Here is a 25645-nt window from a genome sequence, read left to right as displayed (position 1 = left end):
TTGTCCGCTTCACGCGTACACCACCCCCCGCATCAGCGGCCGGGCCGTGCGGAAGAACGAACCGCGCGTCGTGCGGAACCCGTCCCCATCCTGGACCACGTCGGCGTCGGCGGTGAGGACGCCTGAGGGCATGCCGACGCGCAGGGTGTCGGCGGTTTCACGGGCGACCTCGGCGACGACGCTGCCGGGGAGGCGGGCGGCGACCGCGAGGCACAGGGTGGCGGTGAGTGGCAGCGCCTGATGCGGCACGCCGTTCGAGATCACCCGGGCGGTGAGGTCGACCGCGGCGGCGGTCACGCGCTCGCCCGAGAGGGTGCCCGCGTCCTGCGGCGGCGCCACCAGGCCGACGAAGGGGACATGGACGATGGTGGCCGCGTGCGCGTCGTCGCGGGCGATGCCCATCGCCACCGAGGCCGCGCGGCGGATGCGGCCGAGACGGTCGAGCAGGCCGGGTACGGCCTCGATCGCCGCCGGCAGCTCGGTCCCCGTCAGCCCGAGGGCGGTGGCCTTCACGAAGACGCAGGCGTTGGCGGCGTCCACCATCGAGACGTCGAAGTGCCCGAGCCCCGCCACCGCGAGGCGCTCGCGCACCGTGCCGATGGGGAGCAGCCGGCCGGTGGTGGCGCCGCCGGGATTGACGAAGTCGAGGCGGATCGGCGCGGCCGTCCCCGCGACGCCGGGAATGGCGAGGTCGCCGCGGTAGACCGCGCGTCCGCCCGCCACCGCGAAGGCGGCGTGGACGACCTTCTTCGTGTTGGTGTTGAAGATCCGGATCGTCACAGGCCCGTCGGGCGCCGAGACCAGCCCCTCGTCGATCGCGAAGGGGCCGACCGCCGAGAGCATGTTGCCGCAATTGCCCGACAGGTCGATCCGCGCCTCGCGCACCACCACCTGGACGAAGGTGTAATCCACGTCGGCGTCGTCGCGGCGCGAGCGCGCGACGACGCAGATCTTCGAGACCGACGACACGCCCCCGCCCATGCCGTCGAGCTGGCGCCCGAACGGATCGGGGCTGCCCATCGCCGACAGGAACAGCGGTTCCCAGGCCGCGACGTCGGCCGGCACGTCGCGCCGGTGCAGCATCAGCGCCTTGCTGGTGCCGCCGCGCATGAACACGGCCGGGATCGCGGTGAAGCTCATGAGGCGGGCCTTCGTAGAGGGACGGACATCGGACGTGGCCTGCCGGCGGCGGCGGCATCATCCCGCCAAGGCCGGCGCAGGGCATCCGTTCAGGCTCCGAACAGGTCCGCATGGGTGCCGGCGCGGACGAAGACGACGAGGCCGGAGCCGCGTTCGTCGTCGATCGTGTAGGCGAGCAGGAAGTCGCCGCCGACGTGGCATTCGCGATGTCCCGCCCAATTCCCCTTCAACGGATGATCGAGCCACTCGGGGCCTGGGGGCCGTCGTTGGCGATCAGCAGCAGCATGACCTGTTTCAGACGAGACATGTCGTACCGGCCGGAGCGGGACAGGCGTTCCCAATCCTTGCGGAAGGTCTTCGTGTAGTCCGACGCCCGCGGCGGGGCGGCGCGCTTAGAGCATTTTCCGTGATCTCTGGATCACGGAAAATGCTCTAACCTGCTGTGTGGTCGCATTTTCTTCACGCGAGCCGGCATCCACCTCGCTTGAAAAATGCTCTAGCGGATGCCGGCGTCTTCAAGGTCGGCGATCAACGCGTCGGCGTTCGTGAAGCGGCTCCGGTGCCGGCGGGCGATGGTCTCGGCTTCCTCCATCGCAGCCCGGGTCTCGGCGTTCGGAACCCCGAGTTCGAAGGGAAGCGCTCGATCCGTGGCGACGCGGTGCAGGACCAGGCGCACCGCATCCGACATGGACAGGCCGAGGGCATCGAGCGCGACCACGGCGCCGGCCTCGGTCTCGTCATCGACGCGGATGTGCAGGACGGATGTGGGAGCGGTCATGCCAAAGCCTCTCGCTCCTGAGAATGGCGATCGCCACCCCGGCCGTCAACGCGCCGCGTCCTCGCGGCCGCCTTACAAGAACTTCAGCGGGTCGGTCTCGGGCGGGGGCGGGGCGACGTCGGCGCGGTTCCACCAGCCGCCGCCGAGCGCCTGGAACAGGGCCGCGGTGTCGGCGTACTGCGTCGCCCGCGCGCCGGCCGATGTGACGAGCGCCGAGAGGTAGCCCTGCTGGGCGATCAACACCTGCGTCGAGTTCACGGCGCCGGCCGAGAACTGCTTGCGGATCAGGCCGAGGCTCTGGCCCGTCGCATTCTCCGCGGCCGAGGCGGCGGCGACCGCGGCGGCGTCCGATTGCAGGGCGCGCAGCGCGTCGGCCACGTTCTGGAACGCGGCGATCACCACGGCGCGGTACTGCGCCTGCGCCTGGGTCAGGGTCTCCTCGGAGGCGCGCTGGCGGCGGTAGAGCGTGCCGGCGTCGAAGATCGGCGCGGTGGCTTGCCCGAGGATGGTGAAGAACCCGGCGCCCGGGTTGGTGATCTGCGCCAACCGCACGGCGCTCGAACCGCCCGCGGCGGTGATCGAGAATTGCGGCAGCCTGTTCGCCACCGCGACGCCGACGCCGGCCGAGGCCTGCTGCACCAGGGCCTCGGCCGCCTTCACGTCCGGCCGCTGCTGCACCAGGCGCGAGGGCAGGCTGACGGGGACCTTCGTCGGCAGCCGCAGGGCCGAGAGGGTGAAGGTCTCAGCCACCTCCTCGCTCGGCAGGCGTCCGGCGAGCGCGGTCAGGAGGTTGCGCTGCTGCGCCAGCTGCTTCTCCAGCGGCGGCAGCAGCTGCTGCGACAGCGACAGGGCCGCCTGCTGCTGGATCACGTCGGCGCCGGCGATCTGCCCGAGCGAGAGCTGCTTGTTGTAGAGGGTCAGCACCTCGGTCTGGGCCTGGATCACCCGCTTCGTCGCGTCGATCTGGGCGCGGAGGCTGGCCTCCTGGATCGCGGCGGCGACGACGTTGGCGGTGAGGCTGAGGTAGGCGGCCTCGAGCTGGAAGCGCTGGTTCTCGGCCGTCGCCTCCAGCCCCTCGATCGTGCGGCGGTTGAGGCCGAACACGTCGGGGTTGAACGCCACCGTCACCTGCGGCGTGTAGAGGCTGTAGAGGTAGTTGTTCTGGTTCTGCAGCGGCGATTGCAGGTCGAGCCCCGGCGCCCGCGCGCCCAGCGCCTGCGGGTTGGCCGAGAGCGAGGGATACAGCGTGCCCTTCTGCGCGAGCACGTTCTGCTGCGCGATGCGCAGGCTCGCCTGGGCCGCCTCCAGGTTCGGGTTGTTGGCCAGCGCCTCCTCGACCAGGCGGTTCAGCGCCTTGGAGCGGAACAGCGTCCACCACTGGCCGGGGATGTCGGCGCCCGAGACGAAGCTCTGGTCGGCCGAGCCGCCCTGGCGCGTGGCGACCTTGTCGGCCGCGCTCGGGTTCGCCAGGGGCTCCTTCGTGTAGCGGGCGACCGGCGGATCCTCGGGCGCGATGTAGTTCGGGCCGACCGCGCAGGCGGACAGGCTCAGGCTCGCGGCAAGCGCCGCCGCCCGTGCGGATCGCCGGTACAGGGCCGTCTCGATCATCGCGCCCCAGCGAGTGCCGGCCCGCGCGGTCGCGCGAACCCCCGCCCGGTAGAGCGCCGCGGGAGGGCGTCGAGTCAATGCGGCGTTGGCCGTGACGGGCGGGGAGGGCGGGGGTTGTGGTGCCCGCGCCACGGGTTTCGAAGCCGACGCCATCACGCCGCCGCCCGGTGCAGGACGGGCGTCGCCAGCGGGTTCGGCTGGCGGCGGGAGAACAGCGAGATCAGCACCGGCACCACCACGAGGATCAGGTTGGGCGCGAGCAGGATGCCGCCGACGACGACGAGGGCGAGCGGCTTCTGCACCTGTGAGCCGATGCCGGTGGAGACCGCCGCCGGCAGGAGGCCGACGCAGGCGGCGACGCAGGTCATCATCACCGGCCGCATCCGCACGATCGAGGCGTGCCAGACAGCCTCCTTGCGCGGCCATCCCTCTTCCATCAGCTGGTTGAAGTAGGCGAGCAGGATCACGCCCTCCATCGTCGAGATGCCGAACAGCGCGATGAAGCCGATCGCCGCCGAGATCGAGAACGGGGTGCCGGTGAGCGCCAGCGCGAAGATGCCGCCGATCATCGCCATCGGGATCACCGACAGGCCGAGCAGCATGTCGGCGACCGAGTTGAAGTTGATGAACAGCAGCAGCGCGATCAGCACCAGGGTGATCGGCACCACCAGGCTGAGGCGCGTCACCGCGTCCTGCAGGTTGGTGAACTGGCCGACCCATTCGAGGTGATAGCCGGCCGGCAGCGTCACCTCGTCGGCGACGCGCCGTTGCGCCTCCAGCACGGTGCCGCCGAGGTCGCGCCCGCGCACCGAGAACTTCACCGGGATGTAGCGCTCCTGGTCCTCGCGGTAGATGAACGACGCGCCCGAGACGAGGTCGACGTCGGCGATCTCGGAGAGCGGCACCTGCACCACGCCGCCGTTCGGGTTGGCGGCGCCGATGGTGATGTTGCGGATGGTGGCCAGCGACGAGCGGTATTCCTTCGCCAGCCGCACGCGCATCGGGAAGTGCCGGTCGGAGCCGTACTCGTAGAGGTCGCCCGCGGTCTGTCCGCCGATGGCGGCGGCGATGGTGGTGTTCACGTCGCCGATCGAGAGGCCGTAGCGGGCGGCCTTGTGGCGGTCGACGTCGATCCGCACCGTGGGCTGGCCCAGCGAGGCAAAGACCGAGAGGTCGGTGACGCCGGGGACGGTGGCGAGCACCGCCTTCACGTCGTTGGCCGCCTTGGTGATCGCGGCTAGATCCGTGCCGTAGACCTTGACCGAGTTCTCGCCCTTCACCCCCGAGGCCGCCTCCTGGACGTTGTCCTCGATGTACTGGGAGAAGTTGAACTCGATGCCGGGGAACTCCGCGTCGAGGCGCTTCGACAGCCCGGCGATGAGCTGTTCCTTGTCGAGCCCCTTGCGCCACTGGTCGATCGGCTTCAGCGGCGCCAGGATCTCGACGTTGAAGAAGCCGGTGGCGTCGGTGCCGTCGCTCGGCCGGCCCTGGTGCGAGATCACGGTGACGACCTCGGGCACCTCGGTGAAGATCTTGCGCAGGCGCTCGACGTAGGCGTTGCCGGCCTCCAGCGAGATCGAGGCCGGCATCGTGCCGCGCACGTAGAGGTTGCCCTCCTCGAGCTTGGGCAGGAACTCGAGGCCGAGGTTCCGCGCGACGAGCCCCGACACCAGCAGGATCGCCACCGTCACCGCGATCGAGAGGATGCGGTTGCGCAGGCCGAAGCCGAGGATGATCTCGTGGCCGAAGCGCAGCACCTTCACGATCAGGGTGTCGCGCTCCTCCACGTGCTTCGGCAGGATCACCGCCGAGAGCGCGGGCGAGACCGTGAAGGTCGCGAGCAGGCCGCCGACCAGCGCGTAGGCGTAGGTCTTGGCCATCGGCCCGAAGATGTGGCCCTCGACGCCCGACATCGTGAACAGCGGCAGGAAGCCGACGATGATGATCGTCGCCGAAAAGAAGATCGCCCGGTTCACCTCGGAGCCGGCGATGGCGATGGTGCCGAGCCGTCCGGTGAGGCCGCCCGGCGCCGGCTGCCCCTCCGAGTGGTGCGGCTCGGCCAGGTGCCGGAACACGTTCTCGACCATGATGACGGTGGCGTCGACGATCAGCCCGAAATCGATCGCGCCGAGCGACAGGAGGTTCGCGGAATCGCCGCGCACCACCAGGATCAGGATGGCGAAGCCGAGGGCGAAGGGGATGGTCGCCGCCACGATGATCGCGCTTCGAAGCGAGCCGAGGAACAGCCACTGCACCACGAAGACCAGAACCACGCCGAAGACGAGGTTGTGCATCACCGTGTGCGTGGTGGTGTGGATCAGCCCCGACCGGTCGTAGATCCGCTCGATCTTCACCTCGGGCGGCAGGATCGTCGAGGCGTTGATCTTCTCGATCTCGGCTTCCACGCGCTTGAGCGTCGGCAGGCTCTGGCCGCCGCGGCTCATCAGGACGATGCCCTCGACGATGTCGTTCGAGCCGTCGTGACCGACGATGCCCAGCCGCGGCGCGTTCGAGACGCGCACGTCCGCCACGTCCCGCACCAGCACCGGCGTGCCGGCGACCTGGGTCAGCATCGTATCCTTGATGTCGTCCATGTCGCGGATCAGGCCGACGCCGCGGACCACGGCCGACTGCTCGCCGACGTTCAGCGTCTGGCCGCCGACGTTGATCGAGGAGTTGTTGAGGGCCGAGACGAGCTGCACCAGGGTCATGCCCTGGGCCTGGAGGCGGTTGAGGTCGACCGCGATCTCGTATTCCTTGGCCTTGCCGCCGAAGGCGGTCACGTCGACGACGCCCGGAATCGCCTTGAAGCGGCGCTGCAGCACCCAATCCTGCAGGGTCTTCATCTCGGCCGACGAGAAGCCCTTCGGCCCGACGAGCTTGTAGCGCATGATCTCGCCCACCGGGCTCGTCGGCGAGATCTGCGGCGTCGCGCCGTTCGGCAGGGGCGGCGCCTGCGACAGGCGGTTGAGCACCCGCTGCAAGGCCTCCTCGTAGGTGAACTCGTAGTTGAACTGCACCTTCACGTCGGACAGGCCGAACAGCGAGATCGTGCGCACCACCTGCGCGTTCGGGATGCCGGCGAGCGCCACCTCCAGCGGGATCGTGATGTAGCGCTCGATCTCGTCGGCCGACTGGCCGGGATTCTGGGTGATCACGTCGACGAGCGGCGGGACCGGATCGGGATAGGCCTCGATGTTGAGCTGGGTGTAGGCGGCGTAGCCGAGCGCCAGCATCACCAGGAAGCCGAGGCACACCAGCACGCGCTGGCGCAGAGAGAAGACGATCAGGCTGTTCATCGCGTCATGCCCCCCGGCCGTTCCCGTCCGGTCAGGACGCCTTGTCGCCCGACGCGGCGCGGTCGATGAACAGCGCGCCGCGGGTGACGACCTCCTCGCCGGCGGCGAGCCCGTCCACCACCTGCGCGTTGTCGCCGTTGATCAGGCCGAGCGTGACGCCGCGCGCCGCGATGGCGCCGTCGGGCCGGGCGACCCAGACGTGGGCGCTGGCGCCCTCGTAGACGATCGCCGCGAGCGGCACGGCGGGCGAGGGCTGCGGCTTGCCGGTGACGATGGTGAAGGTGGCGAACATCTCCGGCCGCAGCGACCGGTCCGGGTTGTCGACCTCGCTGCGCACGGCGAGGCGGCGCGTCGCCGGATCGAGGCTGGAGGCCATGTAGTTCACCCGCGCCTTGAACACGCGGGTGCCGAAGCCGGCGACCCGCGCCTCGACCTCCTGGCCGATGCGGATCTTCGGGATCTCGCTCTCGCGCACGTTGGCGATGAGCCAGACCGTCGAGAGGTCGCCGATGACGAAGGCCGGGTCGCTCGACGTGGTGAGGTACTGCCCGATGCCGACCTTGCGCTGAACGATCGTCCCGGCGATCGGCGCCTGGATCTGCGTCTCGGCGCTCATCGTGCCGTTCTTCTCGAAGGCGGCGATCTCGGCGTCGGTCTTGCCGAGCAGCTTCAGGCGGTTGCGCACTGCGTCCAGCGAGGCCTGCGCCGTCTTCAGGTCGCTCTGCGCCGCGATCACGTCGTTCTGGGCCGACTGGTAGTCCTTCAGGGCCACCGCCTTGGCCGCGAACAGCTCCTGCTGCCGGCTGGCGATGGTCTGGTCGAGCTTGAGCAGCGCCTGCTGCTTCTGGATGGTGTTGAGCGCCCCCTGGTAGTCGTTCTGGGCCTGGACCATGTCGGTGGCCTCGATGACGAGGAGCACCTCGCCGGCCTTCACGTCGTCGCCGGCGCGCTTGAGCACCTTGGTGACGCGGCCGGAATAGGGCGAGGCCACGGGCACGTTGTCGTCGTCGTTGAGCGCGATGCGGCCTTCGGCCGAGCCCTCCGGGCGGAACGTCATCGTCGCCACCGGGTGGATCTCGAAGGCGGCGCGCTGCTCCTGCGTCGGCCGGAAGGTCCGCTCGGCGGAGGTCGCGGGGGCTTCGGCCTCGGCGGTCTCGTCCTGCGCCGCCCCGCCGAACATCCCACGGACGGAGGTCGCCGCGGATTCGAGCACGCCGCGCACCGGCTGCGGGAACACCGCCACCACGGCGACGGCGGCGATCACCAGCGACAGCACCACCGCGATCGGCAGCAGCCCCTGGCGGCGGGGACGCTGGGTCCCGCCCGTCGGCGCGTCGGTGTCGGGGTCGAGAGGCGTGCGGGCGTCCATCGCGCTGTCGTCTTCGGGTCGTGGTCGCGGGAGGGGCGGAGCGATCGGACGGAGGTGGAACCCGTCACCCCGCACCGAACCGATCGATGGTGCTTTTCTAAGGCAGGCCGGGCCTAGGGCCGTCCGGCGACGCGTGCGTTGCTGCAGCGCCGATATCCCGCGCGCCGGGGGCGCACAATGGCCGCGCCGGTGTCGGGCGCCGCCGCAGGACGATTGCGGCGCGCTGTGGCGATCACGTTCGGGATATCGGGCACGAAGGACTCGGATACAAACGAGGATCGACCGGCCCGCGGCGGCGCCGGGGCGGGCGTCGCGCGCCAGCTTCGAACGCGGCAGGTCTCCAGCGCTCCCTGACAGGCGTTCGCGACAGCCTTGCGACGGGACGGCCTCGCTCAAGGGACGAGCCCTCGCGACGGACATGGGCGCCCAGACCGCCGCGCCCGCGCTCGGGTGCTTCCATCCGCGCGCCGATGATACGATATGATAGGTCGTCGGCAGCCCGGCTCCGCCCGGGCGCCCTCCGCGTCACCGCCCCCGAAAACGAGTCGCCCCATGTCCGGATCGCAGAGCCCCGCCACGTCCGAGCCGACGACGTCCGAGTCGACCACGTCCGGGAAGATCCCGGTCACCGTCCTGACCGGCTACCTCGGCGCCGGCAAGACGACGCTGCTCAACCGCATCCTCACCGAGAACCACGGCAAGCGCTACGCGGTGATCGTCAACGAGTTCGGCGAGATCGGCATCGACAACGACCTCGTCGTCGGCGCCGACGAGGAAGTGTTCGAGATGAACAACGGCTGCGTCTGCTGCACCGTGCGCGGCGACCTGATCCGCATCATGGACGGCCTGGTGAAGCGGCGCGGCAAGTTCGACGCGATCATCGTCGAGACCACGGGGCTGGCCGACCCGGCCCCCGTGGCCCAGACCTTCTTCGTCGACCAGGACGTGGGCGAGGCCGCCCGCCTCGACGCGGTGGTGACGGTCGCCGACGCTAAGTGGCTGTCCGAGCGCCTGAAGGACGCGCCCGAGGCGAAGAACCAGGTCGCCTTCGCCGACGTGATCCTGCTCAACAAGGCCGACCTCGTCTCCGAGGCCGACCTCGCGCGCGTCGAGGGCGAGATCCGCGCCATCAACCCCTACGCCAAGCTCCACCGCACCACGAACTGCGACGTGCCGATCGACGCGGTGCTCGGCCGCAACGCCTTCGACCTCGGCCGCATCCTCGACCTCGAGCCCGACTTCCTGGAGGAGGGGCACCACCATCACCACGACGACGACATGCAGTCGTTCTCGGCCCGCATCGACGGCCCGGTCGACCCGGAGAAGTTCATGCCGTGGATCTCGAACCTCACCACGATCCAGGGGCCGGACATCCTGCGCTGCAAGGGCATCGTCTCGTTCCCCGACGAGCCGCACCGGTTCGTCTTCCAGGGCGTCCACATGATCCTCGACGGCGACCTGCAAGCCGAGTGGAAGGCGGGCGAGGACCGCTCCTCGCGGGTGGTGTTCATCGGGCGCAAGCTCGACGCCGAGGCGATCAAGGCGGGTTTTTTGGATTGCGCCGCCTGACGCTCAGGTAAGCCAGATCGTGACCGACCCGCGCGTCACGATCCGATCAGCTTGACGAAGGCGGCGCCGGCGCCGAAGAACGCCGCGTCCGCCGCCATGCCGGAGAGCGCGATCTGCCAGGGGGCGAGCATCCGGTCGCGCTCCAGCTTTCGCGCTTCGTGTTCGAGCTTCATCGACTCGGCCATCAGCTTCTTCTACTCGGCGACGAACTTCTCGCTCTCTTCCCGCTGCTGGTGGATGCGCCCGAGCTGCTCCTCGAGATCGGAGTTGAGCGGCACAGTGGTGCCCGACATCGGGTCGCGTCCTCGATACGGTGATGGCCGGTACCGATGATACGGTCTGGCCCGGTTCCGGTCGAGCGGCGCCGTCGGCCGAATCTCGATCCTTCCGGGTCACAAAAGGCCGACCGTCGTTCGATGCTGGGCGTGTAGCTCGGCATCGTCCCGCAGGCTGCTTCAGGCCGCCCGCTTCGCCTCAAGGGTCGGGATTTCCGCGAGGTCGGGGCCGAGCCGTTCCGCCGCCTGCCAGAGGCTGTAGGCCTCCTGCATCCGGCTCCACAGCAGGGGGCCGTTGCCGCAGAGCTTGCCCAGCCGATGCGCCATCTCCGGCGAGACGTCGGACGATTCCGACAGCACACGATGGATCTGCTGGCGGGTCACCTTCAGATGGCTGGCGAGCTGGGTAACCGTGATCCCCAGGGCCGGGAGCACGTCCTCCCGCAGGATGGCGCCGGGGTGCGTGGGGGCCCGGTTCGGGCGTTTGGCTGCGAATTCCTCGGGCAAATCGCCTCTCCTCACCGTCAATGATACTGCTCGAAGTCGACGCGCGCGGCGTCGTCGTCCTCGAACTCGAACGTGATGCACCACGGACCGTTCACGTGGACGGTGTATCGGGTCGGCGTGAACCCGTGCAGGGCGTGGAAGTCGTAGCCCGGCACGTTCATGTCCGCCGGCTTCGAGGCCTGGTCGAGCGCGTCCAGGATGCGCAGGCAGCGCGCCTTGAGATGAGCGGCGATCTTGGCGGAACGGCCGGACGCGAACAGCTCCTTGAGACCCTTGTGCCGGAAGCTGACGATCATCCCGGCACGAGCCTCTCGCTGCCGATCGCAGGTCTGACGACAGGTGAGATATGGCATCCCGTCCGTAAACTGTCAAGTGACACGCTACAGTTTCGACGGCCGGAGTCGCGGCGCAAGTCTCCGCACGGCGACGATGCGGCCCGCGGGCCGGTATCGCGGCATCGAATGGCAGCGAGGGCTTGTCAGCCGAATCTCAACCTTTCCGGATCATGAAGGGCCGAACGTCGTGCGGGCCCGCGTTCCAGGCCCGCGGAGTCCGCGTGAGCCATGGCCAGCACCGCCGTTCCGGGCTTCGTCCTGCCGTATGCGGACCGGGTCCCGCTGATCCGGGTGATCCATGGTTTCGCCCGCGCGCTGTTCGCGGCCTTCGTGTTCTTCGCCTGCTTCGCCTTCTCCGAGACCTCGCCCTACGACGTCATCGCGATCCCGACGATCCTGCTCTGGGCCTGCCTCGGCATCCGCCTGCATCGCGGCGCGGTCCCGCTGGTCCTGCTGCTGCTGCTCTATCTCGGCGCCATCGTCGTCGGGCTGCTGCCCTTCCTCGACGAGGAGTTTCCGGTCACCTGGACGATCCAGCTCGTCTACCTCTCGGTGACGTGCGTGTTCTTCGTGATGTTCTTTTCCGACGACACCCGGGCACGGGTCGAGCTGGCGCTGAAGGCCTACACCGCGAGCTGCGTGTTCTCGGCGGTGCTCGGCATCGTCGGCTACCTGCAATGGCTCGGGATCGAGGACCTGTTCTACAAGTACGACCGCGCCTCGGGCACCTTCCAGGACCCGAACGTGTTCGGCTCGTTCCTGACGCTGGGCGCCCTCTACCTGATGCACGGGCTCATCACCGCGACGAGCCGCCGCCCGGTGCTCTCGCTCGCCGGCCTGCTGATCATCCTCGTCGGGATCTTCCTGTCGTTCTCGCGCGGCTCCTGGGGCGGTACCGTCGTCGCCGCGCTCCTGATGATCGGCTCGGTCTACGCCTCCTGCGGCTCCGCGCGCCTGCGCCGCCGCATCGTGCTCCTCAGCCTGGCGACCCTGGCGCTCGGCGCCGTCGCGATGGCGGCCTTGCTCTCGGTCGACAGCGTCCAGAAGATGTTCGCCACCCGCGCGGCGGTGAGCCAGGACTACGACGAGGGCGAGACCGGCCGCTTCGGCAACCAGCTGCGCGGGATGGAGATGCTGCTGGAGCGCCCGCTCGGGATGGGGCCGATGCACTGGCGCCTGACCTTCGGGCTGGAGCCGCACAACTCCTACATCGGCAGCTTCGCCAACGGCGGCTGGCTCGGCGGCGCCGTGTTCCTGGCGATCGTGGCGGCCACGGGCTTCGTCGGGTTCCGGCTGCTGGCGCGGGCCTCGCCGTTCCGCGCCCACGCGCAGGTGATCTGGCCGGCCCTGCTGATGTTCTTCCTTCAGGCGCTGCAGATCGATATCGAGAAGTGGCGACACGTCTACATGATGCTCGGCATGGTGTGGGCGCTGGAGGCGGCGCGCCGGCGCTGGGCCGCCGCGGGGGCGCGCGAACCGGATGAGGTCATGGGCCGGCGCCCCGAGGGGATGCCGGCAGGGGGCGCGCGATCGTGAGCAGCACAGAGGGGCTTGGGGACGTGGCGGACGCGGGGCGCGAAGCCGAGCGCGTCGCGGTCCTGCACGCCCTCGGCATCCTCGACACGCCGCAGGAGGCCCATTTCGAGGCGGTGTGCCGTACCGCCCGCCGCCTGTTCGACGTCGAGACCGCCTTCGTCGGCTTCATCGACGCCGACCGGCAATGGCTGAAGACGCCGTGCGTGGTGGTCCCCGGCGAGATGCCCCGGCAGGAGAGCTTCTGCAACGCCACCATCCAGTCGGACGCGGTGCACGTCGTGCCGGACGCGCGGCGCGACCCACGCTATCGGGGCAGCCCGCTCGTGGACGGCCGGGAGGGCAGCATCCGGTTCTACGCCGGCACGCCGCTCATCCTCGCCCCCGGCATCCGCGTCGGCACCCTGTGCCTCGTCGATTCGCGGCTGCGTGACTTCTCGGACGAGGACGCCGCGGCGCTGCAGGGGCTCGCCGAGATCGTGGTCGCGCACCTGCGCCTGTCGGAGGCGAACACGGCGCTCGGGCGCGAGATGGTCCTGCGGAGCGCGCACGAGACGCAGTTGGAGCGTCAGGCCGACGAGATCGCGGCGCGCTCCGCCTCGCTCGCCAGCGCCAACCACCTGCTGACCATGGCCGAGCAGCTCGCCCACGTCGGCAACTGGCGCGTCGCCCTGGCAGACGGCCAGCCGGTCTGGTCGGTCGGCCTCTACGAGATCGCCGGCCGCGACCCCGCCAACCCTCCGCCGCACCTCTCGTCCTTTGCCGAGGTCTACCACCCGGACGACCGGGAGCGTCTGGTGGCCGCCGTGGGCGGCGCGATCGCGGGGGCTCAGAACTTCGACTTCGATGCCCGCATCCTGCGACCGGACGGCACCGAGCGCGACGTCCTGGTGCGCGGCACCTGCGAGACCGACGCGTCCGGCGCGACCACCGCCCTGTTCGGCGTCATGATCGACGTCACCGACCGGCGCCGGGCCGAGGCCGACGTCCACCGCAGCGAGAGCCGCTATCGCGGGCTTGCCGACACCCTGCCGCTGCTGGTCTGGACGATGCGCCCGGGCGACGGCGAGATCACCTACGCCAACCCCCAGTTCCACGCCTATTACGGGCCGATCGGCTCGGGCCGCGCCGCGCGCGTGGGCTGCAACCATCCCGACGACGCCCCGGCCATGGCGGCGGCGTGGCGGGCAGCCCAGGCGGGCGAGACCACCTATGCCGGCGAGTGGCGCCTGCGCCGCGCCGACGGCGCCTACCGTTGGCACAAGATGTCGATGACGCCGGTCCCCTTGATGGACGACGGCACCGTGATCGAATGGCTCGGCACGGCGCTGGACATCGACGAGATCGTCGCCGCGCGGATGGCCGAGCAGGACGCCCGCGGCCTCCTCCGCATCGCGCTGGAGGCGGCCGACGCCGGAACCTGGGATTGGGACATGCAGACGGGCATGTGCCGGCTCTCGCCCGAGAGCCTGCGCATCCACGGGCTGCCCGAGGACGGCGATCCGCGCGCCGTCACCACGGCCGCGTGGACCGCCCTGGTCGACCCCGAGCAGGTCGGCGAGGTCTGGGACGCGATTCGCCACGCGATCGAGACCCGCTCGACCTACACCGCCGAGTTCCGGGTCGGGCCGCGCTGGGTCTACGCCCGCGGCCGGCCGCTGTTCGGTCCGGACGGCAGGCCCAGCCACATGGTCGGCCTCCACATCGACGTCACGGAGCGGAAGTCCGCGGAGGCGGCGCTGCGCGCGATCACCGCCGAGGCGCAGGCGGCGCGCGCCGAGGCCGAGCGGGCGAGCGAGGCCAAGAGCGACTTCCTCGCGGCGATGAGCCACGAGATCAGGACGCCGCTGAACGGCATCCTCGGCTACGCCGACATGCTCCTCGACGAGACCCATCTGCGGCCGGAGGACCGGCACCGGCTGGAGCTGATCCAGGGCTCGGGCGCCGCGCTCCTGACCGTCGTCAACGACATCCTCGACTTTTCCAAGATCGAGGCCGGGCAGCTCACCCTCGACCCGGTCTCGTTCCCGCTGGTCTCGGTGATCGACAACACCGTCTCGATCGTCCGGGGCGGCGCCCGGAAGAGCGACCTGCGGATCGAGACCCGGATCGACCCGGACCTGCCCGCCTTCGTCCACGGCGACGCGAGCCGCCTGCGCCAGGTGCTGCTGAACCTCCTGAACAACGCCGTGAAGTTTACGCCCCACGGCTCGGTGACCCTCGCGGTCTCGCGCGAGGGCACGGGCGCGCGCGGCTACGACCTGCGCTTCGAGGTCACCGATACCGGCATCGGCATCGACCCGGCGCAGCAGGACCGGCTGTTCAAACGCTTCAGCCAGGTCGACGGCTCGATCAGCCGCCGCTTCGGCGGCACCGGCCTCGGCCTCGTCATCTGCCGCCACCTGCTGTCGCTGATGGGCGGCGAGATCGGCGTGGTGAGCCGCGAGGGCGCCGGCTCGACCTTCTGGTTCACCCTGACGCTGCCGCCGGGCGAGGAGACCGTCCCCGCGGCGGTGCCGTCCGCGGTGGCCGCCGCGGATAGGGCCGGGGGCCCCGTGCGCCTGCTCCTGGCCGAGGACGTTCCGCTCAACCAGGAGCTCGCCTGCGCGGTGCTCGAGGCGCAGGGTTACGTCGTCGACGTGGTCGAGGACGGCGCGGCGGCGGTGGCCGCCGTCGAGGCGGCGCTGACGCGGGGGCGGGGCTACGACCTCGTCCTGATGGACGTGCAGATGCCGGTGATGGACGGCCTCACCGCGACCCGCCACATCCGCGCGCTGCCGCCGCCGGCCTGCGAGATTCCGATCGTCGCGATGACCGCCAACGTGCTCCCGAAGCAGATCGACGACCTGCACGCGGCCGGCATGGACGACCACGTCGGCAAGCCGTTCCGCCGCGCCGACCTCTACGCCACCATCGCGCGCTGGACCGGCCCGCAGCGCGAGGCCCGCCCGGCGCCGGCCTCCGCCGCGACGGACGGCTCCAACACCGTGCTCGACGGAGCGGTGTTCGGCGCCCTGAAGGACGGGTTCGGGGCCGAGCGAGTGGCGGCGCTCCTCGACCTGATGGGGGCTGAGCTGCGCGACCGCTTCCGCTCCGAGGCCGACCGGGTCCAGGTCGCCCACGACGCGCACGCCCTGGTCTCGGCCGCCGGCATGCTCGGCTTCACCCGCCTCTCGCGCCTCTGCCGCGAGATCGAATCCGCCGCCCACGGCGACGCGGACCTACGCCCGCTCATCCACCGCCTCGAGGTCCAGCGCGCCGAGGTGCTCGGCACGATCCACAAGCTCAAGGCGGCGTGAGGGCAAGCTTAAGGCGGCGTGAGGGGAAGTGTCATCCGTCCGATGCGAAATGACTGAATTCCGGCATCCCTGCCGGCGGTTCGCTGTGTGCGCATCCCCTCGCCCCGCCTGCGGGGAGAGGGCTTCGGCGACCTCGTCGTCGCCGAAGCGAGGCGGCAGCCGAGGGTGAGGGGGCCGAGCCGGAGGAGCCTCCTCCGCTCGCGCCCCCTCACCGTCGCTTCGGCTTCGCCTGCGCTCCCCGGCTGTACGACGAGGTGCAGCCGGGCCTCTCCCCGCGCGCGGGGCGAGGGGAGCCCGCGAGTGATCCGCGGCCGTCCCGAATCGTGTGAGTACGGTGGCCCTCATGGCGGGAGGGCGGGGCGCTCCCGGGCCTTCAGCCCTCCGGCGCGGCCTCGTCGTCCTCCGGCTCCGGGTCGGCCGTCCAGGCGGTGGCGAAGGCGGCCAGGTGCTGGGCCTCCGCGAACGCCATCACCGTCACCGTGCGCTCGGCCGGCATGCCGCCGGGATAGGGGGCGAGCAGGATCGACTTGCGCAGCAGCCGGGCGCCTGGCGCGTTCTCGGCGAGCCAGGCCTCGGCCTCGGGCACCAGCGCCTCCGGGCTCGCCAGCGCCCGGGAATCCGAGCGCAGCACGATGACCCTGGTGCCGAGGCTCGGATCGGCGGCCTGGATCGCCTGGACGATGTCGATCACGCGGATGCCTCCGGCAGCTCGTTGATCTGCACCGCGGCCTCGGCGTCGGTGAACTTCGGGATGTCGCCGAAGATCTCGGGGCCGTGCTGGGCGGCGGCCTTGGCGAAGGCGTCGGCGGAGTCCCAGGTCAGCAGCGCCATCACCTGGAACGGGGCCGGCTTGCCGTCCGGCGTACCGACGCCGCGCACGACCTTGGCCTCATGCAGGCCCATCGGCGACCAGCGCTCGCGCACCAGCGGCATGTGGTGGCCGAGATAGTAGTCCATGTCGAACCGGGGACCGGCCGGATACATCACGCTGACGAGGATCATGGCTGACGAACTCTCCCTGGCGGCACGTCTGAACGCGCGCGGCGGCGGCACGGAACCACCGAATGCCGGGGCTGGCAACGGGGGGCGGTCCTGGTGCGCCGACCTCTCTCCCGCACAGGTCGTCACATCCACCCGTGGTGCAGGTGAAGCGCGGGTCCCCTCTCGCGTTCGGGAGAGGGCCAGGGTGAGGGGCGAGGATTGTCCGGAGAGGACGCACCCCTCACCCCAGCCCTCTCCCGAACGGGAGAGGGGGCCGCGTGGCGCTTCGCACGATCCGTTCGGGGTGCCCTATGAAGTGGCGTGATTGCCCCCTCAGTGCAGCTTCACCCGCGCCTCGGTGCGGCGGGTGAGCGCGCGGGCGGCGGCGTCGAGCGCCGTCTTCATCGTGCCGTGGAGCGCCTGCTCGTGCATCTTGTAGAGCGAGCGGTACATCATCCGCGCGAACAGCCCGGCGATGAGCATGTTCTTGCCGCGGATGAAGCCCATCAGGCTGCCCACCGTCGAGTATTCGCCGAGCGAGACCAGCGAGCCGAAGTCGCGGTACTTGAACGGCTTCAGCGGCTTCCCGGCGATGCGAGCCGGGATCTGCTTGATCAGGTGCGACGCCTGCTGGTGCGCCGCCTGGGCGCGGGGCGGCACCGGGCGGTCGGAGCCGGCCTCGACGAGGTAGGCGCAGTCGCCGATCGCGAAGATGTCGGGGTCGTGGGTGGTCTGCAGCGTCGGCGTCACCACGAGCTGGTTGGTGCGGGTGGTCTCCAGGCCGCCGATGCCCTGCAGGAACGGCGGCGCCTTCACGCCGGCCGCCCAGACCACGAGCTCGGACGGGATGAACGAGCCGTCGGCCAGCGCAACGCCGTCGGCGCGCACCTCGGTGACGCGGGCCTGGACGCGGACCTCGACGCCGATCTTGGCGAGCAGCGCCATCACCTCGGACGAGAGCCGCGGCGGCACCGCCGGCAGGATGCGGTCGGCCGCCTCGACCAGGGTGATCTTCAGGTCCTTGGCCGGATCGATCCGGTCCATGCCGGTGGAGACCACGTCGCGGACGGTGCGGTGCAACTCGGCCGCGAGCTCGGTGCCGGTGGCGCCGGCGCCGATCACCGTGACGTGGAGCTGGCCCGGCCGCACCGGACCGACCTGGGTGTGGGCCCGCAGCATTCCGTTCACGAGCCGCTGGTGGAAGCGCACCGCCTGATCCTGGGTGTCCAGCGCGATGGCGTGGTCCTTCACGCCAGGCGTGCCGAAATCGTTGGTGGTCGAGCCCACCGCCATGACCAGCGTGTCGTAGCCGACCGCGCGAACCGGCGTGATCTCGCGGCCTTCCGCGTCGTGGCTCGCCGCGAGCTGGATCGTGCGCGCGGTCCGGTCGAGCCCGGTCATCTCGCCGATGCGGTAGCGGAAATGGTGCTGGTGCGCGTGGTGCAGGTAGTCGACCGCGTGGTGGCCGACGTCGAGGCTGCCGGCGGCGACCTCGTGCAGCAGCGGCTTCCAGATGTGGGTGCGGGCGCGGTCGACGAGGGTGACGTGGACGTCCTTGCTGCGCCCGAACTTGTCGCCGAGCTTCGTCGCCAGCTGCAGGCCGGCCGCGCCGCCGCCGACCACGACGATGCGGTGGAGGCCCTGTTCGTTCTCGCCCGGTACCATGCCTGTCTCGTCGCTCCTCGGTGCGGCCGGCGCCGCCTCATCGCCCCCGGTGCCCCCGTGCGCAGGCACCGACCGTGCCGCCCGCCCGGGCAGGGTATCTCGGAACCGGTCTAAACCATGCGAGGATGGCCGTAATCCGGCCGCGGCGATCAAAAATTTTTGGCGGGACCTCAACCCGAGAGTGGCCTCAACCCGAGAGTGGCCTCCACCCGAGAGCGGCCTCCACCCGAGAGCGGCCTCGAGCGTGCGGCGGCCTCAGGCCGCCGGCGCGCCGGGCTGGCGCTTGGGATGGGCCTCGGCGAAGGCCGGCAGCGCCAGGCAGGTCTCGGCGATGCGCGCCACGGTGGGGTAGGGCGCGGTCTCGACCCCGAAGATCGCGGTGCCGACCCAAAGGCTGACGAGGCAGAGGTCGGCATGGCTCACCGCGTCGCCCTGGCTGAACCGGCCGGTGCCGTCCTCCGTCGAGAGCCGGGTCTCGAGGGTCTTCAGCCCGGTCTCGAAGGCGTGGCGGACGAAGCCCATCATCCGCTCCTTCGGAAGGTCGTAGGCCTCCATCAGGTAATTGCGCACCCGCGGCACGTAGAGCGGATGGGTGTCGCAGGCGACGAGCTGCGCCAACGAACGGGCCCGCGCCCGCTCGCGCGGATCGGCCGGCAGCAGGGGGACGCCGCCCTTGGTCTCCTCCAGGTAGTCGAGGATCGCGAGCGACTGCGTCAGCGGCGGCCCGTCGCCGTCGAACAGGGCCGGCACCGCGCCCTGCGGGTTGATCTTGCGGAATTCCGGCGCGTGCTGGTCGCCCGCGTCCAGGTCGATGAAGGTCTCCTCGTAGGCGAGCCCCTTCAGCTTCAGCGCGATCCGCACCCGGAAGGCGGCGGCCGAGCGCCAGTTACCGTACATTTTCATCATGCCCACTGGCCCCACATCCGTTTCGCACGGGACCACATCGCACAACGGCGTCCTTCGCAAGGGCGAGGCGGGGGCAAGCCGTCGGCGAACGGGGCTTTGGCCGTGATCGTGCATTGCCCCGCACGCGCGATCCCGCGATAGGAAGCCGGACCCGCGGCAGCGCGCGCGAAGGGATGACGGCCGATGCAGATCGAGACGCCCTATCTGATGTTCCTCGGCGACGTGCCCGATCGGCTCGCCGCCAAGACCGCCTACGGCATCGTCGACTGGCGCCCCGAATGGTGCATCGGCCAGATCCGGCTGCCGGGCTGCGCGGCCGACCTCGGCATCCCCGACCTCACCCTCGACGAGGCGCTGGCCAAGGGCTGCCGCACGATGGTGATCGGCGTCGCCAACGCCGGCGGCGTGCTGCCCGAGCACTGGGTCGCCGAGATCGTCGCCGCCCTGGAGGCCGGGTTCGACGTCGCCAGCGGCCTGCATGCGCGGCTCGGCGCGGTGCCGGCCATCGCCGAGGCGGCCGCACGCCGCGGCCGGGCGCTCCACGACGTGCGCCACACCGACGAGACCTTCGCCACCGGCAAGGGCACCAAGCGCCCGGGCCGCCGCCTGCTCGCGGTCGGGACCGATTGCTCGGTCGGCAAGAAGTACACGGTGCTGGCGCTGGAGAAAGGCATGCGCGCCCGCGGCATGGACGCGGATTTTCGCGCCACCGGCCAGACCGGGGTGTTCATCTCCGGCCGGGGCGTCGCCATCGACGCGGTTGTGGCCGACTTCATCTCCGGCGCGGTCGAGTGGATCGCACCCGCGGCCGACCCGAAGCACTGGGACCTGATCGAGGGCCAGGGCTCGCTCTACCACCCGTCCTTCGCCGGCGTCAGCCTCGGGTTGCTGCACGGGGCGCAGGCCGACGCCTTCGTGGTCTGCCACGAGCCGAGCCGCACGACGATGCGCGGCGTGCAGCACCCGCTGCCCTCGATCCGCCAGGTGATCGACCTGACGATTCAGCTCGGCAGCCTGACCAATCCCGGCATCCGCCCCACCGGCATCGCCGTGAACACCCAGGCGCTGGAGGAGGACACCGCCCGCTCGCTGCTGGACAAGCTCGGCGCCGAGTACGGCCTGCCCGCCACCGATCCGGTGCGCTTCGGCGTCGACGGGCTCGTGGACCGGCTGATCGCCGAGTTCCCGGAGACCGCGCCGTGAGGCGGCTCGCCGTCGCCATCGAGCGCTTCCCGATCGCCGGCGCGTTCACGATCAGCCGCGGCAGCCGCACGGAGGCCGTGGTCGTCACCGCGCGGATCGCCGACGCGGAGCGCGGGGTCGCCGGCTGGGGCGAGTGCGTGCCTTATCCGCGCTACGGCGAGAGCGTCGAGAGCGTCGCCGCCGCGATCGAGGCCCAGGGCGACGCGATCGCCGCCGGCCTCACCCGGTCCGAGATGACGGAGCGGATGAAGCCGGGCGCCGCCCGCAACGCCCTCGACTGCGCGCTGCTGGATTTCGAGGCCAAGGCGCAGGGGCGCCCCGCCTGGGAGATTCTGGGCCTGACGGCGCCGGCCCCGGCCACCACCGCCTACACGCTGAGCCTCGGCTCGCCCGAAAGCATGGAGGAGGCCGCGCGCAAGGCGTCGGCCCGGCCGCTGCTCAAGGTGAAGCTCGGCGGCGAGGGCGACCCCGCGCGGATCGCCGCCGTCCGACGCGGCGCGCCGGACAGCCGCCTGATCGTCGACGCCAACGAGGCGTGGCGGGCCGAGACGCTGGAGGCCAACCTCGCCGCCTGCCTCGCCGCCGGTGTGACGCTGATCGAGCAGCCGCTGCCGGCCGACGACGACGGGCTGCTCGCGACGATCGATCGCCCGATCCCGATCTGCGCCGACGAGAGCCTGCACGACCGCGCCGGCCTCGACCGCCTCGCGGGGCGCTACGACGCGATCAACATCAAGCTCGACAAGACCGGCGGGCTCACCGAAGCCGTGATGCTCGCCCACGAGGCCCGCGCTCGCGGCCTCGCGCTGATGGTCGGCTGCATGGTCGGCACCTCGCTCGCCATGGCACCCGCGATGCTGCTCGTCCACCACGCCGAATACGTGGACCTCGACGGCCCATTGCTGTTGGCGCGCGACCGCGAGCCGGGGCTGGTGTTCGAGGGCAGCACGATCCACCCGCCGGAGGCCGCACTCTGGGGGTGAAGGGCGCTACACCGCCGCCGCCTCGATCAGCACCGTGTCGATCCAGAAGCTCCCGTCCGGTTCGATCCCGAAATGCCGGGCGACCTCGTCCGGGGCCGAGGCCTGGAGCGAGCGGATCGCCGCGACGTGCGGCTCGGGCGTCCGCATCCGGGCGATCCAGGTGGAAAAGTCCATGCGCAGGCGGCCGTGGGTGACCTTGTCGACGGTGAAGCCGGCATCCGTGAGCATCCCCAGCCATTCGGGCACCGAATAGTCGCGCACGTGCGAGGGGTCGCGCAGCAGCTCCACCGCCTGGAGGTGGGTGTCGAGGAGCGCGTCGTCAGGGGCGACGACGTCGGCGATCAGCGTCGGCGCGCCGGGTTTGGCGACGCGCCGCGCCTCGGAGAGTCCGGCGCGGACGTCGCGCCAGTGATGCGCGCTGAACCGGGTCGTGACCGCATCGAAGCTCGCATCGGGGAAGGGCAGCGCTTCGGCCGATCCGGCCTCGGTCGCGATGTTGGAGAGCCCGCGCCGCGCGGCTTCCGCCGCCACCGCGGCGAGCATGTCGGGCGAGAGGTCGAGGGCCGTGACCGAGCCGGCTTCCGGCGCGATCGCGAAGGCGACGTGGCCGCCGCCGCAGCCGAGGTCGAGGGCGCGGGCCGGGCGCGACCCGTGCAGGCGCCGCGCCATGCGGTCGAGGTCGGCGCCCGCGGCGTGGACCGCGCTGGCGACGTAGGCCGCGGCCTGCGCGCCGAACCGGTCGGCGACGTGGTCTTCGTGGCGGCGTTGGGTGCCTGTCATGGCGACCTCCTTCAGGGGGCGGGCGCGAGCGGCGCGAGGCGCGAGAGCCGGAGCGCGACGGCGAGCGCCAGACCGTAGAGGACGCCGACGAACGCGACCACGCCGGTCCAGCCGGAATGGGCGAAGAACCAGCCGCCGGCCGTGCCGAGCACCGACGAGCCGAGATAGTACAGGCACAGGTAGACCGACGAGGCCTGGGCGCGGTCCCGCAGGGCGCGCCGGCCGATCCAGCTGCTCGCCACCGAGTGGGCGCCGAAGAAGCCGATGGTGGTGACGACGATGCCGAGCACCACCAGCCACAGGTTCTCGGACAGGGTCATCAGGATGCCGGCGAGCGCCACCGTGATCGCCAGCCACAGCACCTTGCGTCGCCCGAGCCGGCTCGCGACCTCGCCGGTGAGCGTCGAGCTCAGCGTGCCGAACAGGTAGACGACGAAGATCGCGCCGATCGCGGTCTGGCTCAGGGAGAACGGCGGATCGAGCAGGCGGAAGCCGATGTAGTTGTAGACGCACACGAAGCCGCCCATCAGCAGGAACGCTTCCGAGAACAGCCACGGCAGGCCGGGATCGCGGAAGTGCTGGCCGAAGGTGCCGGGCACCTCGCGCCAGCGCATCCGGTGGGCGACGAAGCGGCGGGACGGCGGCAGCGCCCACCAGAACGCGAAGGCGGCCGCCAGCGCCAGCACGCCGATGGTGCCGACGCCGAGCCGCCACGTGGCGTGGTCGGCGATGATGCCGGCGATGAGCCGGCCGCACATCCCGCCCACCGCGTTGCCGCCGACCAAAAGCCCCATCGACAGGCCGATCGAGCGCGCGTCCATCTCCTCGCCAAGATAGGCCATCGCCACCGCCGGCAGCCCGCTCGCGGCGAGCCCCGTGAGCGCGCGGAGCGCCAGGAACCCGTGCCAGCCCGGCACCATCGCGGCGACGATCGTCAGGATCGCCGAGGCGAAGAGCGAGGCCAGCATCACCGGCTTGCGGCCCAGGACCTCCGAGATCGGGCTGACGACCAGCAGCGCTACCGCGAGTACGCCGCAGGGCAGCGACAGGGCGAGGCTGCTCTCGGCCGGCGAGACGCCGAAGTCGTCGGCGTAGACCGGCAGCAGCGGCTGCACGCAGTAGAGCACGGCGAAGGTGGAGAAGCCGGCTGCCGCCAGCGCGAGCGCCGTGCGGCGGAAGGCCGGCGTGCCCGATCGGATCAGCTCGACGCCGTCGCTCATGCGTTTTCCGGTCCCGGCCTCGTCCTCGCGACACAGGCCTGACGCCTGGACGCGGCGACCGTCAACCGCTGGGGCGCGGAAAACCGACCTTCGTCGTGACAGGCAGAGGACGCGTTCCCCTGAAGCATGCGACGGGACTCGCCATCCGGCAGGACGCCGCGCGGGTTCCCCCTTCGCGTTCGGGCAGGCCGATCACAGATTGTGCCACGCCGTCATTCCGGGGCGCCGGAGGCGAGCCCGGAATCCAGAACCGCCGCCGGTGCCAAGTCCTGCTCGTCCTGCGGTTCTGGAGCCCGGGCTCCGCTGCGCGGCCCCGGGATGACGACGGTGCTGCCCGTAGGGGTCCGAAGAGCACATCACGCTTTACGATCACCTTGCCCGATCGAGAGCGGGACAAGGGGAGGGGCGTGCCTTTCCCGGACGGACTTGACCGCTCGCGCCAGCACCATCCAGCCGGACGCCACCGCATTCACGAATCCCAGCTATGGCGGATCGATGGGCGCGCATCCCCTCGCCCCGCGCGCGGGGAGAGGGCTTTGCCGACCTCGTCGTCGGCGAAGCGAGGCGGCAGCCGAAGGTGAGGGGGCGCGAACGGAAGAGGCTCATTCGTCGATTCCCCCTCACCCTCGCTTCGGCTTCGCCTCCGCTCCCCGGCTGCACGACGGGGCGCAGCCGGGCCTCTCCCCGCCCGCGGGGCGAGGGGGACCCGCGCGTTGGCTGCAGCCGTCGAACATCGTGGGACTACGGTCGCTCATCCGGGCAAGGGCCAGGGTCAGGACCGTCCCCTTTTCGGCTCGACCTGACCCCTCACCCCAACCCTCTCCCGAACGGGAGAGGGGGCTGCGTCGTGCTTCGCGCGATCCGAACGCCGGCAGACGGGGCGAGCCGCTACCGCGGCGGCGGAGCCGCGGCGCCCGCGTTGCCCTGCTGCAGCAGCGGGGTGATGCGGCGGACCGTGACGCGGCGGTTTTCGCGGGAGGCGCTCTGCGTGTTCACCTTCAGGTACTGCTCGCCGTAGCCCTGCGTCGTCAGGTTCTCCGGCGGCACCTGGAAGTTCTGCGTCAGCACCGTGGCGACCGATTGCGCCCGGCGGTCCGACAGCGACAGGTTGTCGACGTCGGCGCCGACCGCGTCGGTGTAGCCCTCGATCAGGAAGACCTCCTGCGGGTTGGCGCGGATCGCCTGGTTGATCGCCGCCGCGATGGTGGAGAGCCGGGCCGCCTGGTCGGGGGTGACCGTGAACGACGCGGTGTCGAAGTTGATCGTGTCGATGTCGACGCTGCGCATGCGGGCGCGCAGCTGCGGGCTGTAGCGGACCTGGTCGAGGGTGTAGCGCCGGTCGATCGCCACCACCGGCGGGGCCGACAGGGCCTCGTAGACGGCGCGCTCGTCGGACGCGCCGTAATCCACCACGTAGCGCTCGCGCGGGATGCGGATGTCGGGCGGCGGCAGGTCGACCACGTCCTCGTAGATCGGGCGCGGGGCGCCGCCGTAGCTGTTGTCGATCAGCACGACCTCCCGGCCGTCGCGGAAGCGGCGGGAGCGGCGCAGCATACGGCCGTCGTCGTCGATCACCGTCACGATCTGCTCGCCGCCGGGGCGATCGAGGTAGGTGTAGGTTTCCGGCCCTCGGCGCTCGCTGCGGTAGCCGCGCCCGCCGATGTCGCGGAAGCGCTCGTTCTCGTCGTGGCGGATGAAGTAGTTGTCGCGGTCGCGCACGATGATGCGGCCGGGCTCGCGGATGTAGGTCCGCCCGTCCTCGTTGAACTCGCGGCGGTCGCGGCGCACGCGGTCGTAGTCGCGCACCTCCTCGTCATCCGTGTTGAAGCCGCCGGAGATGTAGCCGGGGCGCCCGGGCCGGTTGAAGCCGCCGCGGTCGTCGACGCGTCCCGTCGGGACGCCGCGCGGGTCGTAGCCCGGCTGCGTGTCGGAGCCGCGAAGCCCCGGCTGGCCGGGGCTCGGCTGGCCGGGAAGGCCCTGCCCGGGATTCACTTGCCCCGGATTGCCTTGTCCCGGATTGCCTTGGCCGGGGGCGAACTGGCCCGCGCCCGGCGGTTGCACCGGCCGACCGGGCACGCCCGGGGCGGCGTTCGGCGCCACGGCCGGATCGCCGGGGCGGCCGGGCGGCGTGCCCGGTGCAGCGCCCGGCGGCGTCGCCGGCCGAGCCGCGGGCCTCGCCGCGGCCGGATTCGACG

At 71.1% G+C, this 25645-nt stretch carries 21 protein-coding genes; 5 read left to right on the top strand and 16 right to left on the bottom strand.

Translation table 11 applies throughout. The annotated features are described in order from the left end of the window. Nucleotides 1-9: 9 nt before the first annotated feature. The 6 genes from FV234_RS15955 to FV234_RS15930 all read right to left on the bottom strand — a co-directional run bounded on the left by FV234_RS15955 (nt 10) and on the right by FV234_RS15930 (nt 8194). Entirely contained in the window at nt 10-1140 is a 1131-nt protein-coding gene (locus FV234_RS15955) for a PrpF domain-containing protein (protein ID WP_147814545.1), read from the bottom strand. 89 nt (nt 1141-1229) lie between these two features. Further along, on the bottom strand, nt 1230-1370 hold the full coding sequence (locus FV234_RS26720; protein ID WP_238270250.1) for a type II toxin-antitoxin system YafQ family toxin: 141 nt from the start codon (nt 1368-1370) through the stop codon (nt 1230-1232). Between the two features lie 266 nt (nt 1371-1636). Beyond that, nucleotides 1637-1918: a type II toxin-antitoxin system RelB/DinJ family antitoxin gene (locus FV234_RS15945; protein ID WP_147762771.1), complete on the bottom strand. Its 282-nt coding sequence runs from the start codon at nt 1916-1918 to the stop codon at nt 1637-1639. A gap of 72 nt (nt 1919-1990) precedes the next feature. Continuing rightward, the gene (locus tag FV234_RS15940) at nt 1991-3526 is read right to left on the bottom strand and encodes an efflux transporter outer membrane subunit (RefSeq protein ID WP_147762770.1); all 1536 of its coding nucleotides are present in this window, start codon (nt 3524-3526) and stop codon (nt 1991-1993) included. Between the two features lie 152 nt (nt 3527-3678). Beyond that, nucleotides 3679-6825: a CusA/CzcA family heavy metal efflux RND transporter gene (locus tag FV234_RS15935; RefSeq protein ID WP_147830358.1), complete on the bottom strand. Its 3147-nt coding sequence runs from the start codon at nt 6823-6825 to the stop codon at nt 3679-3681. A gap of 31 nt (nt 6826-6856) precedes the next feature. Beyond that, nucleotides 6857-8194, bottom strand: a complete 1338-nt coding sequence (locus FV234_RS15930) for an efflux RND transporter periplasmic adaptor subunit (RefSeq protein ID WP_147752798.1) — start codon at nt 8192-8194, stop codon at nt 6857-6859. 552 nt (nt 8195-8746) lie between these two features. Between FV234_RS15930 and FV234_RS15925 the strand changes: the two genes are divergently transcribed. Further along, on the top strand, nt 8747-9763 hold the full coding sequence (locus FV234_RS15925) for a GTP-binding protein (protein WP_147762768.1): 1017 nt from the start codon (nt 8747-8749) through the stop codon (nt 9761-9763). A 35-nt stretch (nt 9764-9798) separates the two neighbouring features. On the opposite strand, the gene FV234_RS27065 is transcribed toward FV234_RS15925, so the two are convergent. From FV234_RS27065 to FV234_RS15910, 3 genes are all read right to left on the bottom strand, one after another. Continuing rightward, on the bottom strand, nt 9799-9948 hold the full coding sequence (locus tag FV234_RS27065; protein ID WP_306422380.1) for a hypothetical protein: 150 nt from the start codon (nt 9946-9948) through the stop codon (nt 9799-9801). Nucleotides 9949-10218: 270 nt separating this feature from the next. After that, nucleotides 10219-10545: a HigA family addiction module antitoxin gene (locus tag FV234_RS15915; RefSeq protein WP_147762767.1), complete on the bottom strand. Its 327-nt coding sequence runs from the start codon at nt 10543-10545 to the stop codon at nt 10219-10221. A gap of 17 nt (nt 10546-10562) precedes the next feature. Further along, complete coding sequence (locus tag FV234_RS15910) at nt 10563-10841, bottom strand: type II toxin-antitoxin system RelE/ParE family toxin (protein WP_147762766.1); 279 nt, start codon at nt 10839-10841, stop codon at nt 10563-10565. Between the two features lie 267 nt (nt 10842-11108). Here FV234_RS15910 and FV234_RS15905 point away from each other — a divergent pair, with 267 nt between their 5' ends. Beyond that, nucleotides 11109-12416, top strand: coding sequence for an O-antigen ligase family protein (locus tag FV234_RS15905; protein WP_147752802.1), 1308 nt, complete (start codon nt 11109-11111; stop codon nt 12414-12416). Beyond that, nucleotides 12413-15712, top strand: coding sequence for a PAS domain-containing protein (locus FV234_RS15900; RefSeq protein WP_238270252.1), 3300 nt, complete (start codon nt 12413-12415; stop codon nt 15710-15712). Before FV234_RS15905 ends, FV234_RS15900 begins: the two co-directional genes overlap by 4 nt. A 373-nt stretch (nt 15713-16085) precedes the next feature. Here FV234_RS15900 and FV234_RS15895 read toward each other — a convergent pair whose 3' ends face one another. From FV234_RS15895 to maiA, 4 genes are all read right to left on the bottom strand, one after another. Next, entirely contained in the window at nt 16086-16403 is a 318-nt protein-coding gene (locus FV234_RS15895) for a hypothetical protein (protein ID WP_147830355.1), read from the bottom strand. Next, on the bottom strand, nt 16400-16714 hold the full coding sequence (locus FV234_RS15890) for an EthD family reductase (protein ID WP_147762765.1): 315 nt from the start codon (nt 16712-16714) through the stop codon (nt 16400-16402). The genes FV234_RS15895 and FV234_RS15890 overlap by 4 nt, the downstream gene beginning before the upstream one ends. Nucleotides 16715-17026: 312 nt before the next feature. After that, nucleotides 17027-18358 carry an NAD(P)/FAD-dependent oxidoreductase gene (locus tag FV234_RS15885; RefSeq protein ID WP_147830353.1) on the bottom strand — a complete coding sequence of 444 codons (1332 nt, stop codon included), beginning with the start codon at nt 18356-18358 and terminating at the stop codon, nt 17027-17029. 255 nt (nt 18359-18613) lie between these two features. Then, nucleotides 18614-19261 (bottom strand): maleylacetoacetate isomerase, encoded by a 648-nt coding sequence (gene maiA, locus FV234_RS15880; RefSeq protein ID WP_147752812.1) that lies wholly within the window; start codon nt 19259-19261, stop codon nt 18614-18616. Nucleotides 19262-19447: 186 nt separating this feature from the next. Between maiA and dgcN the strand changes: the two genes are divergently transcribed. Both dgcN and dgcA read left to right on the top strand, forming a co-directional pair. Then, nucleotides 19448-20467: an N-acetyltransferase DgcN gene (gene dgcN, locus FV234_RS15875; RefSeq protein WP_147762763.1), complete on the top strand. Its 1020-nt coding sequence runs from the start codon at nt 19448-19450 to the stop codon at nt 20465-20467. Continuing rightward, complete coding sequence (gene dgcA / locus FV234_RS15870; RefSeq protein ID WP_147830352.1) at nt 20464-21450, top strand: N-acetyl-D-Glu racemase DgcA; 987 nt, start codon at nt 20464-20466, stop codon at nt 21448-21450. The genes dgcN and dgcA overlap by 4 nt, the downstream gene beginning before the upstream one ends. Before the next feature lie 6 nt (nt 21451-21456). On the opposite strand, the gene FV234_RS15865 is transcribed toward dgcA, so the two are convergent. The 3 genes from FV234_RS15865 to FV234_RS15855 form a co-directional block, all read right to left on the bottom strand. Further along, the gene (locus tag FV234_RS15865) at nt 21457-22230 is read right to left on the bottom strand and encodes a methyltransferase domain-containing protein (protein WP_147762761.1); all 774 of its coding nucleotides are present in this window, start codon (nt 22228-22230) and stop codon (nt 21457-21459) included. Between the two features lie 11 nt (nt 22231-22241). Continuing rightward, nucleotides 22242-23450, bottom strand: coding sequence for an MFS transporter (locus FV234_RS15860; protein ID WP_147762760.1), 1209 nt, complete (start codon nt 23448-23450; stop codon nt 22242-22244). A gap of 888 nt (nt 23451-24338) precedes the next feature. Then, the coding region (locus FV234_RS15855) for an OmpA family protein (RefSeq protein ID WP_246686213.1) at nt 24339-25645 on the bottom strand (1307 nt) is incomplete at its 5' end.

The organism is Methylobacterium sp. WL8, from assembly GCF_008040045.1.
In the GTDB taxonomy this organism is placed as follows: Bacteria; Pseudomonadota; Alphaproteobacteria; order Rhizobiales; family Beijerinckiaceae; genus Methylobacterium; species Methylobacterium cerastii.
This window is presented reverse-complemented; position numbering and strand designations above follow the sequence as displayed.

Excerpts from the sequence above, each read along its gene's own strand:
- FV234_RS15940 (WP_147762770.1), bottom strand. The coding sequence starts at position 3,526 with ATGATCGAGACGGCCCTGTACCGGCGATCCGCACGGGCGGCGGCGCTT.
- maiA (WP_147752812.1), bottom strand. The coding sequence starts at position 19,261 with ATGAAAATGTACGGTAACTGGCGCTCGGCCGCCGCCTTCCGGGTGCGG.
- FV234_RS15890 (WP_147762765.1), bottom strand. The coding sequence starts at position 16,714 with ATGATCCTCGTCAGCGTGATGTATCCGGCCGGTCCCCGGTTCGACATG.
- FV234_RS15905 (WP_147752802.1), top strand. The coding sequence starts at position 11,109 with ATGGCCAGCACCGCCGTTCCGGGCTTCGTCCTGCCGTATGCGGACCGG.
- FV234_RS15955 (WP_147814545.1), bottom strand. The coding sequence starts at position 1,140 with ATGAGCTTCACCGCGATCCCGGCCGTGTTCATGCGCGGCGGCACCAGC.
- FV234_RS15945 (WP_147762771.1), bottom strand. The coding sequence starts at position 1,918 with ATGACCGCTCCCACATCCGTCCTGCACATCCGCGTCGATGACGAGACC.
- FV234_RS15865 (WP_147762761.1), bottom strand. The coding sequence starts at position 22,230 with ATGACAGGCACCCAACGCCGCCACGAAGACCACGTCGCCGACCGGTTC.
- FV234_RS15925 (WP_147762768.1), top strand. The coding sequence starts at position 8,747 with ATGTCCGGATCGCAGAGCCCCGCCACGTCCGAGCCGACGACGTCCGAG.
- FV234_RS15860 (WP_147762760.1), bottom strand. The coding sequence starts at position 23,450 with ATGAGCGACGGCGTCGAGCTGATCCGATCGGGCACGCCGGCCTTCCGC.
- dgcN (WP_147762763.1), top strand. The coding sequence starts at position 19,448 with ATGCAGATCGAGACGCCCTATCTGATGTTCCTCGGCGACGTGCCCGAT.
- FV234_RS27065 (WP_306422380.1), bottom strand. The coding sequence starts at position 9,948 with ATGGCCGAGTCGATGAAGCTCGAACACGAAGCGCGAAAGCTGGAGCGC.
- FV234_RS15910 (WP_147762766.1), bottom strand. The coding sequence starts at position 10,841 with ATGATCGTCAGCTTCCGGCACAAGGGTCTCAAGGAGCTGTTCGCGTCC.
- FV234_RS15930 (WP_147752798.1), bottom strand. The coding sequence starts at position 8,194 with ATGGACGCCCGCACGCCTCTCGACCCCGACACCGACGCGCCGACGGGC.
- FV234_RS15885 (WP_147830353.1), bottom strand. The coding sequence starts at position 18,358 with ATGGTACCGGGCGAGAACGAACAGGGCCTCCACCGCATCGTCGTGGTC.
- FV234_RS15935 (WP_147830358.1), bottom strand. The coding sequence starts at position 6,825 with ATGAACAGCCTGATCGTCTTCTCTCTGCGCCAGCGCGTGCTGGTGTGC.